Genomic DNA, 13,028 nt, shown 5'->3' with positions numbered 1-13,028 from the left:
AATATGTGCTAACACACAATCTCACTAAGTTTGGGGAATTGTTGTTTTGATTGGTTGAACACGGTAAGTACTAATCATATCTATCAAGACCGATGATACTGTTACCGTGATTAAAGAGTAAACTATTCGCGACATCGGTATATACGATAACGACAGAATCAGCACCGAAAAGTCGGTAATCATATACGCTTTCGCAAGCTTCCAGCCGGTACGTTCAGAGATAATGAGTGCAAGTGCATCATCTCCACCGCTTGAACCACCACTCCGAACAATAATTCCGACCCCAACACCAACAAATATCCCCGCAGCAATTGCCGCAATGAACTGATTCGTAAATAGATGGGTAATTAATGGAGGTTGAAGTTCCCACATTCTTAAAAACGCAGCAACAAAAAATGATGTAATCACTGATTTTTTAATGAAATCGAGACCTAAGAATTTGAATGCAAAGGCATAACACAATAGATCCAATGCAAAGGAAATGTAAGAAGCATTAATCCCTGTCCAGTGGTTGATGAGTATAATCCCACCAATAACACCACCTTCGGTGATTTGTAGGGGTTGGTGAATATTATAAAGACCGAATGATAGGATCAGAGATCCGAGTAAAATTGCCCCAACAGTCTTCCTATTTTCTTTATTGCGAAACATTGTATTTCTCCTTTTTCTATATATTGACCATTTTAAACCCTAGTACTATACTAGAGTCAAATAGAGAACTTTGGAGGATACCCATGAAGCAACTTTATACGATCAAAGAAATTTCGAAGTTATACGGTATTGGAGTAGATTCCATTCGTTATTATGAAACTAAAGGATTGATTACACCGCAACGTGGCGACAACAATTACCGTTATTATTCTCTTAATGATATTTTCATCCTCAACATCATTCGTGATCTCTTGGCCTTAGATTTTTCCACCGAGCAGATAAAAGAGTACCTGGATTCATTGTCACTCAACCATACGATTTCACTTTATGATACGGAGAAAACACGTGTTCAGACAGAAATATCTAAACTTAAAGAAATCAACGATTCGCTAACCTATCGAAGTAATATGCTTCGTTACTACCGTCACTTTGATGTTTCAACAATTACAATTAAGAAATATCCCATTCGTTACGGTTATGAGCTCGAATCACAAATGCGAAGCGATGAAGAAACTGACTTTGTGATTAAACAACTACACAGGAAACACCAAGAAGAATTGGATGAATTAGGAGATTTAGACATTGGCGCCATTCCTTCTTATGATGATGCAAATCAAGGAATCCTAAACACTATGCAATCTGTTTTTTTTATTGGTGATGAAGAGACCGACGATTATGACTTTATCCTGCCAGCCGGAACGTATATCTCGTTATATTATCGAGGGTCGTATAAAAAGAGTGTTTCAAATTTGAAGAAAATTATTAGTGTTGCACATGATCACGGCTACACATCTGACAATCGCCCCTTTGAAATCTATCGTATCGACAACCGATATACACGGAATGAATTGGAATTTCTAACAGAAGTACAATTAAAACTAAATAATAAATAAAACCGCGAATTACGACTTCTTAGTAAATTTTGTGCTTTAGTTATCTACTCAAAGCCGTCTTGGTGCCTTTTCTCAAAATCATCGATGATGTTTCTTAATATTTCATGTGAAGCTTGTGAATATTTTTAGTGTTTTTCCGATTCATGACATGTATGTCTAGTTTAATTACATATTGATAGCGCCCTTGAAATCTTAATGTAAACTTTGATTATTAGAAAAGAGGCACTATTATGAAGAACACAAAAATTTCAAAAAAACTAGGACTTTCTGTACTCATCGTCGGTTTACTCGTCGGCAGTGTTTCCGTTTATGGAATCCAAGCAGAGGGACAAGATAATAAATCTCTACTACAGGAGACTGCAAATAATACTGAATCTGAGCCAAGCACAAATTCAACCCTTAACCCTGAGGATGTTGAGAATAGCGATGACGCAAGTGTAACAACCATCCCAGAGAATGAAGATGCAGATTCTATTGATGAATCCTTTGAATTATCAGAGCGAGATGATTTTGAAATTATTGATGGCTTTGATAATGTTGTGCCTAACACATTTGTCATAAAAGATATTTTTACGGATCCGTATATTGCTGAAATAATTGCAATGGAACTGTCAAAGGATGGTGTTGAAGATACCGTATCTCAAGACGAGTTGGATACAATAACAACATTTATCTATGACGGTAGTGTCGAGGATCCATTCCGGCCAGCAATGAAATCCATCGATGGTCTGCAATACCTAAGGAATTTAGATACGATTACGATAAAATATAGTGACATCACAAATGTTGATGCGTTGAGTGAATTTGACTCTCTCGCCTACCTTGATCTTATCGGCAACCATAAGTTAACAAATATTGAGGGACTCTACGGGCTTAACAGTGCTGGTCATGTTGACATTAGCAATAACAGGTCTCTACAAAACACTGAAGGATTGCGCAACTTACATCAAGTTCATGGATCTATTTTCATCACTAATAATCCTAGTCTAATAACACTTGGTCTCGTAAACCTTGAGACAATCGGTGACGACTTGTATATTACTAATAACAATGCTTTAGAGCGCATCGACGGTCTAGAGTCATTAGTCTCTGTAATTGGATCAATTATTATTGAGGATAATGACAGTATCACTGAATTCACATCCGCTCAACGTCTTGAGCTTGGGGGATTTGTTGTTTTTTCAGTCATGAATAACAAGAATTTAGAAACCATCTCCTTTAACCCCAATTATTTAACATCACTACCAATTGTAGAAATAAAAGATAATCAATCGCTTCGAAGTGTGACTGGATTAAGTGGATTGAATAACTTAACAGCCCTAACAATAAGTAATACAAAAGTAAATTATGTTGAAGTCGATGTTATTTCGAAGAACCCTGCACATACACTACAGTTCAACGAGATCGACTTAAGAAACAATGCAATTTTGGACTTAAGTCAGTTTAATAGAATTGATGGTAGTCGTACAATGACAGTTGACGCTACAGGACAAGTTGAAACTCTTGTCGTTCCATACGTTAACGGTAAATTTGTGATGGACAACCCTCTAAAAGATATTGAAGGTAATCCTATTAAGCCTACTGTAAAAAACGGAACTTATGATGCAACTTCAAACACTATTACTTTCAATCCAAAAGATGGTCAAACTGAGTTCGGATTTGATTGGAGTGTTTCAACAGGAATTTCAGCACTTTACGAAAACTACAAATTCTCTGGGAAAGTTACTGTTTTACTCGAAGATACGACCATTGTGAATTCTAAAGATCTTACATTAAAGACTACAGATACATGGAATATTGGAGATGCATTTGTAAGTGCTACCGTCATCGCGAATAATGAAATCACGCACTACACTACTTATGATGAGTTTGTGGCCGCAGGGGGCTCAGTAACAACGAATGTTCCAAACCCACTAGTAGCTGGTGTTTACGATGCCGATTATACTTTAAATGGCGTAACATCACACAGTATAATAACAGTCGTTGATGTACCTGTTGTTGTGAACAACTACTCAATCAATGGTTCTGATTTTACGGTTAGTTTAGATGATGCAAGAACAATGACGTCACAAGACATTATCAAACGTTCCCATGCGATTGGAATGAATACAACTTTAAATACACCAACAGCTGTTGATACAAAGTCTTCAAGTTTTGATAAAGTTGGAGTGTATCCAGTTACACTCTTTGTTTCCGAACATGAATCAACTACGACAACGATCAACGTAACTGTTGTAGATAGTAAGGTTGATGATAAAAAAGACGACAAGAAAACACCGGCAACGAAAGCCGAGCAAAACCGTGGATCGCTTCCAAAGACCGGAATCGCGACTTCTTATAAAGCAATCAGTGTTGGTGTTCTACTAACAATTGGTGGTGCACTTCTCATAGTTAAGAAGAAATTCAATGATTAACTCGACATACATACAAGGACAGTAAGAAAAAAACCGCAAATTGCGGTTTTTTTTCTATAACTCTGGCGTCTCGCCATTCGCTTCAAGCTCACGTTCTAGCTGTTGTTTCTCGAACACTTTAAAGAATGGGTAGTAGATGACTAACGAGATTACAAAGTTTATGATTACCAAGATTGCTGCCATGATTGTCCAATCAGTACTAATCCAGGCCGCAATTGGTGAAAGCACGGTAAATGGTAACTTCGCAACCATCATAGGAATCAAATTAAGTTTTAAAAAGATATATGAAACTGTCGTCATAACTAATGGCGCAACAATGAATGGAATTGCGAGAATTGGATTCATGACAATTGGGGCTCCAAAAATAATGGGTTCGTTAATATTGAAGAGTCCTGGAAGTATCGATAGTTTTCCTAATTGCTTCAAATATTTAGATTTTGAGAACATAAAGAGAACGACCAAAGCCAACGTTGCCCCTGATCCACCAATCCAAACAAACCATTGAATAAACTGTTCTGTAAATATATTGGGTAATTGCGATGCAGGTACGCCATTAGTGAACGCTTCCATATTTTCCGCAATCGACATATCCCAGAATGGACGAATGATAGGACCTAAAATTGCAGGGCCATGAATTCCCATTACCCAGAAAATACAGATTAAGAATACTGTGAGTAATCCACCAATGAGGCTGTTTCCTGTTAATAAGCCTTTCAATGGCATTAGGATTGTGGTGAGAAAACCATTAATGTCAAACCCTAAGAGATAGCGAATCGTCCAGAAGAATAGAATTACCACTGCAGTTGGGAGTAGCGCGATGAATGAATTTGCGACTTCGGGTGGAACACCATCTGGCATTTTTATTGTCCAATCTTTTGCCTTCATATAACGGAAAATCTCGACAGTGATTATCGATGTGACAATGGCTGCGAATAACGATGAAGAACCCAATGCACCTATATTAATGTAGCGGCCCGATCCAATTACACCATCGACAGCTTGTGTAACATGGACTGGTACAACTGTCGAAATGAGAAACGCCAAGACAGCAAGTAATCCCGTTGAAACCTTATCTAATTGATAAGTACCTGCTAAATGTTGGGCAATGGTAAAGGTACAATACAGTGACATCGTTCCAACTGTAAATCGGAAAGGTATATCAAGCATTGCTTTGTACGGCTCGATGACTGCAGCAATTTCGGGTACGGGAATATTCAGCAAAATTGTAAAAAACGATCCTACAATCGTTAATGGAAGCGTAGCAATAATTCCATGACGAATTGCGGACATGTGGCGCTGTCCGCTAATTCTTGTCGCATAGGGCATAATTTTAGCTTCCAAAAAAGTCATTAATGCATTCATAGTGAATCCTCCTATATATAAACATTGTAACATTATATTCATTAGATTCAATATATATGTATGCGTTTTCACTATGTGACTATCCCCCCCTTCTTTAAACAATAAAAAAGCTTCGACACATTGTGTCAAAGCTTAGCTGAATTAGAAACCAGAAGTGTTACTTCCATCCGCAATTCCATACGCTTCATAGACTTCATCACGAAGTGCAAGGAGACGATCATCTTTAATTGCTTCTCGAATATCTTCCATTAGTTTTAATAAGTAACGTAAGTTATGGATTGATAGTAAACGCATTCCGAGACCTTCGTTCGTACGCATTAAATGACGTAAGTAGGCTTTAGAGTATTTTGTACATGCCTCACAATCACAATTTGCATCGAGTGGTGAGAAATCACGTTCATATTTTACACTCTTCATGTTGATACGTCCGACACTTGTCATCGCAGCACCATGACGTGCAATACGTGTTGGTAACACACAATCAAACATGTCAACACCACGTAATACTCCTTCAAACAATCCATCAACACTCCCAACACCCATCAGGTATCGCGGTTTGTCTTCAGGCAAATGTTTGATAGTATCTTCAATCATTTTGTACATGACATCTTTGGGTTCACCAACACTGGTTCCTCCAATTGAGTATCCTGGGAAGTCCATATCAACAAGTTGTTTGGCATGCCATTCTCGAAGATCCGAGAATTCTCCACCTTGGCAAATTCCAAAGAGTGCTTGATCATGTGGGCGTTGGTGTGCTTCTTGACCACGCTTTGCCCATCGAACTGTACGCTCGATACTTTCTTTCATGTATTCATAAGTTGCTGGATATGGAGGACATTCATCAAAACTCATGATGATGTCTGCTCCTAAATCATTTTGGACTTGAATTGAAATTTCTGGAGTTAGGAAGAGTGCATCTCCATTAAGATGGTTTTTAAAGTGAACGCCTTCCTCAACAATTTTACGAATTTTCCCTAAAGAGAAGACTTGGAATCCACCACTATCTGTGAGGATTGGTCCGTCATAATTCATAAATTTATGCAATCCACCTGCTTCTTTAACAATATCTGATCCCGGACGGAGCCATAAGTGATACGTATTACTCAAGATTACTTGAGAATTGATATTGTATAAATCTTCAGGTGATAAGAATTTTACAGTTGCAAGTGTTCCAACTGGCATAAACATTGGCGTTTGCACAACGCCGTGTGGCGTTTCAATGGATGCGAGTCGAGCACCTGTATCTTTTTCAGTTTTCAGCAACGTATATTTTAGTGGTTGGTTATCCAATGCCATAGTACGACACCTCTCTCATTAATTATTCTTGTACGTTTCGGATTGCAGCTTTACGTTCGTGTGGTTTTAGGAAACGTTTACGTAGACGAATATTTAGAGGTGTGACCTCGACTAATTCATCATCACGAATGAACTCAAGTGCATATTCAAGTGTTAGTTGGACTGGTGGTGTAAGTTTCATGGCTTCATCACGTCCTGAACTACGAATCGCTGTTTGTTTTTTGTTTTTTGTTGGATTAACATCCATGTCAGTATCACGTGCGGCAATTCCGACGATCATGCCTTCATAGACATCTGTTTGTGCACCAATAAAGAATTGACCACGTTCTTGAAGGTTAAAGATTGAGTATGCCATTGAGACACCTTGTTCTGTTGAAACCATCGAACCGTTTTGACGTTGTTGGATAGCACCTTTATATGGCTCGTAACCAAAGAATTGGCGAACCATTGTACCTTCACCACGCGTTGAGTTAATAAAGTCTCCACGGAAACCAATTAAACCACGTGTTGGAACTCTCCAGTATTGTTTAACCATACCGCGGTCTTCAGTCATGTCAGTCATTTCTCCTTGACGAAGGCTAATTTGGCTGATCATTGTTCCTGAATATGCTTCTGGTACTTCAATAATTACAGTTTCGATTGGCTCATGTTTCTTGCCATCAATGATTTGCGTAATAACTTGTGGTTTTGAAATTGCAAGCTCGTATCCTTCACGACGCATGTTTTCAATAAGGATTGATAAGTGAAGTTCTCCACGACCAGAAACTTTAAATGAATCTGCTGATCCCGTATCATCAACACGTAATCCCACGTTAACTTCAAGTTCTTTTTCAAGACGTTCTTTAATGTTTCGGGATGTGACGTATTTTCCATCACGACCTGCGAATGGTGAAGCATTAACCATGAAGTTCATGGACAATGTTGGTTCTTCGATAATAATTGGTGGCAATGGATCAATGTGATCCACATTATTCAATGTGTTACCAATTGAGATGTCATCAACACCAGCAACCATTACGATGTCCCCTGCGTATGCAACTTGTGTTTCCACACGTTTTAGACCTTCGTAGACATAGACTTTTGAAATTGATTGACGTTTAACATTTCCATTATTGTCAACAACTGCTACTTGTTGTCCTTTTTTAACTTGTCCTTTAGTAATACGACCGATTCCAAGACGTCCAACATATTCATCATAAGCTAATGATGATACTTGGAATTGAAGTGGATCATTATCGTAATCTGGATAAAGTGGTGTGTGTTCAACGATTGTATCAAAGAGATCTTTGATGTTTGTAGCATCTTGATCTAATGATCTTTGAACAATTTGTTTCTTCGTAATTCCGTAAAGAATTGGGAATTCGAGTTGTTCATCGGTTGCATCAAGATCCATAAAGAGTTCGTAAACTTCTTCAATGACTTCTTCAACACGACGGTCTTGTTTATCAATTTTATTAATTAATAAGATTGGCTTTAAACCATTTTCAAGCGCTTTGTTTAGAACAAAACGTGTTTGTGGCATTGGTCCTTCTGCACTATCAACAATTAAGATAACTGTATCAACTGTTTTGATGATACGTTCAACTTCACTTGAGAAGTCAGCATGGCCAGGAGTGTCCACAATATTAATTTTAATGTCGCCATACTCGACACTACAGTTTTTGGAATAGATTGTAATACCACGCTCACGCTCGATATCATCACTATCCATAACTTGGTCCACGACCACTTGATTCTCATGAAATACACCTGCGGACTTTAACATCGCATCTACGAGTGTACTTTTACCAGCGTCAACGTGAGCAATAACTGCTATGTTTATTATTTTTTTCATATATTACATTTTCCTTTTCTACAACTGGTCTATTATACACGAATTCGTAGTAAAAGTGTAGAAAATGCAATCATGAGTGCGTTTACAGACGAAAAAAGTTCCATTTTCAAGCAATTTGCTCTGTTTTTCTCGTGTTCATCACCCTTGGTTAAGATTTGCACCTGTGCTTCACTACGAAAATAGCCCACCATAACGGCGGACTATTCGTATACTTTATAGATTTGATTGGTTGATAATTTCTTTAAGCATATCTGCAGATTCTCGAAGGGCTGACACTTCGTTTGTACTGTATGGAACTTCGACAGTATTAAGAACGCCTTGACGACCCACGACTGTTGGTACTGAAATATAAACATCTTCAATTCCGTAATCACCACTTTGCAATGTAGATACGGTTAGAATTGATTTTTCATCACGTAGGATTGCTTTCACAATATGTGTTACTGCAAGTGCGACTGCATAATTTGTATATCCCTTACGATCAATAATTTCGTATGCAGCCGTTTTGACATCATGTGTAATTTGATCACGCATTGCGTCATTAAATTCGATGTTCATATTGCGTGAATACTGCTCGATTGTAAGTCCTGCAATTGTCGCGAGTGACCATGTAGCAATCTCACTGTCACCATGTTCACCAATAATGTTCGCGTGGATATTACGAGGATCAACAGCAAACTTATTTGCTAAGATTGATTGGAAACGCGCGGTATCAAGAACTGTTCCTGAACCAATAACGCGATTCGCTGGGAAACCTGAAAGTTGGTAGGTTATTTGTGCCAAAATATCAACTGGATTCGAAACAACCAAGAGAATTGCATCGGGATTGTACTCAACGATACTTGGAATTAACTGCTTATAGATTTCAATATTTCGATTTACAAGATCAATTCGTGTTTCCCCAGGTTTTTGTGCCAAACCTGCGGTGATAATTACGATATCAGAACCTGCTGTCTCCGGATAATCACCAGCTACAACCTTTACGGGAGAAACAAATACTTGACCTTGATCCAGATCCATTGCTTCACCTTTCGCTTTATCTTTGTTGATATCAACAATCACAATTTCGGATACGACATTACTATTCATTAACGCAAATGCAGTGGTTGAACCAACAAAACCTGCACCAATTATTGAAACTTTATTTGCTTTCATAGAATCTCTCCTTTTGTCTGTCTTCATCATACCAAAACTGCGTTAAGAAGCGGTAGAGTTTGCTTGCATTTTCATCGTGATAAGTTATTCTTAATCTATGAGGTGATTCACATGTATACAAAATTTTATAAGAAAGATATTGCAGCTCGGAAAGCTGTCCTTGTTCAAGACGAGCGTTACGACGTAACCTTGGATACGCCTTTACCAGAATCCGTTTACGACAATATGATTGAAAATGCAATTACCACCTATGAACTTCCAATGGGAGTTGCTCCTGGATTTCTAATCAATGGAAAAGATGTTGTGATGGCTATGGTCACAGAAGAACCATCAGTGATTGCCGCCGCTAGTAATGCCGCAAAAATATTCCAACGTAATGGCGGTATAACGAGTCATGTAGAAAGTCGGTTCATGCGGGGGCAAATTGCATTTTCTAATCCCGAAAACCCGCACGAAATGATGCATTATCTTGAGAATAATTTCTCAGAATTACAGCATATCGCCCACACTGCTTACCCATCGATTGTGAAAAGGGGCGGAGGACTTCACAAAATAGAGTCCAAGTATGTGATGAATCCCGATAAAACACACTTCTTAATTGTTTATTTAATTGTAGATACTCAAGAAGCTATGGGTGCAAACATGATAAATACAATGTTGGAAGCCGTAAAAGGTTACTTAGCCGAAAAATTTGAGACAGATGCCTTAATGGGGATTTTATCAAACCTTACAACGGAGTCCATTGTTCATGCTTCCGTCCGTTTAAATCCTGGTACACTTAAACATTCCAATCTGATTGCCTCACGCATTAAACAGGCATCCGATCTTGCGATGGTAGACCCATATCGAGCAGCAACACATAATAAGGGTATTATGAACGGCGTTGATGCTGTCGTCTTGGCAAGTGGCAATGATTGGCGTGCAATCGAAGCTGCAGTACACAGCTACGCTTCACTTTCAGGAACATATCAACCCTTAACGAAATGGTCTGTAGCCGAAAATGGTGATATCCTTGGTTCTATAACTTTACCGATGCCAATTGGTTCGGTTGGTGGTTCGATGGGTATTCATCCAAAAGCTCAATTAGCACGCAAAATTATGAAATTTGAGAATGCTCAAGAACTCATGATGATAATTGCGAGTGTCGGCCTTGCCCAAAACTTCGCAGCCATCTATGCATTAACGACCGATGGCATTCAAAAAGGGCACATGGCACTTCAAGCACGATCACTCGCTCTTCAAGCCGGTGCGCCGACTGAATATCTTGACGCAATCGTGATCGAACTGACACAAACACAACCCATGAATCTGGAAGCAGCCAACAAAATAGTTATGAAGTATGCAAGCAGAGAATAATCTCTGCTTTTTTTAGGATTTATTGGCAATTCCCGCTATTTATAAGATAGAGGTGAAATCAATGCAATCTGTATTAACTTCTATTTTTTGCATATTCCTGACATTTTTAGTATGGTGCCAGGGATTCCATACAATCCACGCAATCAACAACCGATTACAGGTTCAACGACATTTTTCAGTCTTTATTTTCATAGCATTCAACCTGTTCTTGCTTTTCCGTCGTTTGATGGAAATGGACATTCCATGGTTTGTTCGGATAGCCCACGGTTTGTTTATAGTTATCCTTGTGTTGATGAGTTTAATTGATACTTATACCTGTTGTATATCGAACCAACATCTACTCATTTGCTTCATGATATCACTATTTCAGCGTGCCATAAACCCTTTATCCCCAAACCACTTCATCCTCTTAATCTGTGTTGTCCCCTTATTATTAATCGTATTAAAAAATAGTAAGTATATGGGTTTTGGTGATGTTATTTTGCTACTCATCTGTTCACTTTATCTAAACTTAGTTTCATTTTACATCACATTTGTAATCGCAGTAATGAGTGCTACCGGTTGCTCTATATTACTCATTGCCTTACATCGTCGTTCAATGCGTGATGGCATCCCCTTTGTTCCATTTATCACTTTAGGATTCATTATGACCTTATTTTTTGACGCACCAATATGGTTTGGTTTTCAATAAAAAAAGCTCTTACGAGCTCTTTGATGTATATATTTTTTTCTGAATTACACCTGAACCAGGTTTCTTGAGTTGGCTTTCAAGATATTCATAGTAAGCACCTGGAGTTGCTACACCACTTATTTGTATTAGCCGCATTCCACTCGATTCAATAATTTGATCCGCGACAAGTACACAATTGGTCGTAAATACATTGTATGTCTTGAACTTACCGCGCTTAAACTTGTAGAAATCTACTTTTAGATTGGCCTGGCGTAGCCGCGTTAAATAGTTCTCACCTTCAGGATCTTCCTGATAAGGGTAATCATAGTAAAACGCATCTTCTAAAATTGTGTCAATTCGTGCTTCTATTTGACTCGCTTGTTCTTGTGTTAGATGAATAAAGAAACGAAAGACTGTTGTACCTGTATCAACTGCATATTGAACAAAGTCTTTTTCACTCCCGATAATCATAACACCATCGCCATATGCCATTGATTTTGCACGGTTAAAGTTATCATGAGCCCCATATGAATAAATACTACCGCGATATCCTATATCAAGGTGTCCAATTCGGCTATGTCCTTCATCTTTTGCATAAAGGTATACTGATAACATTGTACCCGTTGATGGTTCAACTTCGCTAGAAAAACTACCTGGATTTTCCAACTCAATACGATTAATACTCTTTATTAAAAAATTCGGAATTAATGCAGCAAAGAATACAGGTAAAGAAAAACTAATCTTAATTTTATTGCGGAATAGTACTTGAACTGCCGAGAAACCTTCCACTATGCCATATAAAATAATATATGATCCAACTTGTAAATTAATAATAAAACGGTTTTCAACACCACTAAAAATCAGTAATAAACCCATCCCAAATGAAATTAGAAATGCAATAATCTTTCCAAACTTCCCTGGTTCGTTGTCCTTAATTTTTACATAAAGTTCAAGTCCATGGACTGCTGCATTAAACATTGCCCACATCCCAAAAATAATTGCAATAATCTCAATATAGAGATACTCCGTTAATCCCAGCAGTATAAAAAGCCCCAATGCACCTAATCCAATCAACCCATTAAAGACATTTCGATTTCGGATACTTTGATAAATCGAAACCACAAACGATGCAATCAACGCAATCCGGATGGCGAGATAGATAAGTGACCACATGAGGTTATCACGATAAATAAAAAGGACCCCAATAACGATTAAAACTACAGATATGAGTATCTGTATCCATAAAACTGATTTTTCTTCCCGTGAAAACACATGTTTCATACAATACCTCTTTGTTTTATTATATCATCGAAAGATACCCTCGTCGTCGAAAATCGCATATACATTTTCAGTGCATACTCTCATATTCTTATAAATTTTCAAATATTGTATACATA

The 13,028-nt window shown here is 38.0% G+C and carries 10 protein-coding genes and 1 pseudogene; 4 read left to right on the top strand and 7 right to left on the bottom strand.

Translation table 11 applies throughout. The features are described from left to right. Positions 1–24: 24 nt before the first annotated feature. Positions 25–651 (bottom strand): YitT family protein, encoded by a 627-nt coding sequence (locus GVV20_RS04235; RefSeq protein ID WP_159740252.1) that lies wholly within the window; start codon positions 649–651, stop codon positions 25–27. 83 nt (positions 652–734) lie between these two features. Between GVV20_RS04235 and GVV20_RS04230 the strand changes: the two genes are divergently transcribed. Continuing rightward, entirely contained in the window at positions 735–1,544 is an 810-nt protein-coding gene (locus tag GVV20_RS04230; protein WP_159740253.1) for a MerR family transcriptional regulator, read from the top strand. A 230-nt stretch (positions 1,545–1,774) separates the two neighbouring features. Continuing rightward, complete coding sequence (locus GVV20_RS04225; protein ID WP_159740254.1) at positions 1,775–3,958, top strand: internalin N-terminal domain-containing protein; 2,184 nt, start codon at positions 1,775–1,777, stop codon at positions 3,956–3,958. Between the two features lie 54 nt (positions 3,959–4,012). On the opposite strand, the gene GVV20_RS04220 is transcribed toward GVV20_RS04225, so the two are convergent. From GVV20_RS04220 to GVV20_RS04205, 4 genes are all read right to left on the bottom strand, one after another. Then, complete coding sequence (locus GVV20_RS04220) at positions 4,013–5,320, bottom strand: PTS sugar transporter subunit IIC (protein ID WP_159740255.1); 1,308 nt, start codon at positions 5,318–5,320, stop codon at positions 4,013–4,015. Between the two features lie 141 nt (positions 5,321–5,461). Further along, positions 5,462–6,616, bottom strand: a complete 1,155-nt coding sequence (tgt, locus tag GVV20_RS04215) for a tRNA guanosine(34) transglycosylase Tgt (protein WP_159634539.1) — start codon at positions 6,614–6,616, stop codon at positions 5,462–5,464. Between the two features lie 22 nt (positions 6,617–6,638). Continuing rightward, positions 6,639–8,450: a translational GTPase TypA gene (typA, locus tag GVV20_RS04210; RefSeq protein WP_159740256.1), complete on the bottom strand. Its 1,812-nt coding sequence runs from the start codon at positions 8,448–8,450 to the stop codon at positions 6,639–6,641. 213 nt (positions 8,451–8,663) lie between these two features. Next, positions 8,664–9,605, bottom strand: a complete 942-nt coding sequence (locus GVV20_RS04205) for an L-lactate dehydrogenase (RefSeq protein ID WP_159740257.1) — start codon at positions 9,603–9,605, stop codon at positions 8,664–8,666. Positions 9,606–9,716: 111 nt separating this feature from the next. Between GVV20_RS04205 and GVV20_RS04200 the strand changes: the two genes are divergently transcribed. Next, on the top strand, positions 9,717–10,961 hold the full coding sequence (locus tag GVV20_RS04200; RefSeq protein WP_159740258.1) for a hydroxymethylglutaryl-CoA reductase, degradative: 1,245 nt from the start codon (positions 9,717–9,719) through the stop codon (positions 10,959–10,961). A gap of 61 nt (positions 10,962–11,022) precedes the next feature. Continuing rightward, positions 11,023–11,463, top strand: a pseudogene (locus GVV20_RS10675) (prepilin peptidase); the annotation flags it as partial. 20 nt (positions 11,464–11,483) lie between these two features. Here GVV20_RS10675 and GVV20_RS10625 read toward each other — a convergent pair. Continuing rightward, positions 11,484–11,606: a hypothetical protein gene (locus GVV20_RS10625; protein WP_268891080.1), complete on the bottom strand. Its 123-nt coding sequence runs from the start codon at positions 11,604–11,606 to the stop codon at positions 11,484–11,486. A 55-nt stretch (positions 11,607–11,661) separates the two neighbouring features. Next, the gene (locus GVV20_RS04195; protein ID WP_159740260.1) at positions 11,662–12,912 is read right to left on the bottom strand and encodes a hypothetical protein; all 1,251 of its coding nucleotides are present in this window, start codon (positions 12,910–12,912) and stop codon (positions 11,662–11,664) included. Positions 12,913–13,028 lie beyond the last annotated feature (116 nt).

Origin of the sequence: Erysipelothrix aquatica, from assembly GCF_009828775.2 — a bacterium.
GTDB lineage: Bacteria > Bacillota_I > Bacilli_A > Erysipelotrichales > Erysipelotrichaceae > Erysipelothrix > Erysipelothrix aquatica.
Note: the sequence above shows the minus strand (reverse complement) of the source record. Positions and strands in the feature narration are given on the sequence as shown.

Excerpts from the sequence above, each read along its gene's own strand:
- GVV20_RS04235 (WP_159740252.1), bottom strand. The coding sequence starts at position 651 with ATGTTTCGCAATAAAGAAAATAGGAAGACTGTTGGGGCAATTTTACTC.
- GVV20_RS04230 (WP_159740253.1), top strand. The coding sequence starts at position 735 with ATGAAGCAACTTTATACGATCAAAGAAATTTCGAAGTTATACGGTATT.
- GVV20_RS04225 (WP_159740254.1), top strand. The coding sequence starts at position 1,775 with ATGAAGAACACAAAAATTTCAAAAAAACTAGGACTTTCTGTACTCATC.
- GVV20_RS04220 (WP_159740255.1), bottom strand. The coding sequence starts at position 5,320 with ATGAATGCATTAATGACTTTTTTGGAAGCTAAAATTATGCCCTATGCG.
- tgt (WP_159634539.1), bottom strand. The coding sequence starts at position 6,616 with ATGGCATTGGATAACCAACCACTAAAATATACGTTGCTGAAAACTGAA.
- typA (WP_159740256.1), bottom strand. The coding sequence starts at position 8,450 with ATGAAAAAAATAATAAACATAGCAGTTATTGCTCACGTTGACGCTGGT.
- GVV20_RS04205 (WP_159740257.1), bottom strand. The coding sequence starts at position 9,605 with ATGAAAGCAAATAAAGTTTCAATAATTGGTGCAGGTTTTGTTGGTTCA.
- GVV20_RS04200 (WP_159740258.1), top strand. The coding sequence starts at position 9,717 with ATGTATACAAAATTTTATAAGAAAGATATTGCAGCTCGGAAAGCTGTC.
- GVV20_RS10625 (WP_268891080.1), bottom strand. The coding sequence starts at position 11,606 with ATGAATCCTAAAGTGATAAATGGAACAAAGGGGATGCCATCACGCATT.
- GVV20_RS04195 (WP_159740260.1), bottom strand. The coding sequence starts at position 12,912 with ATGAAACATGTGTTTTCACGGGAAGAAAAATCAGTTTTATGGATACAG.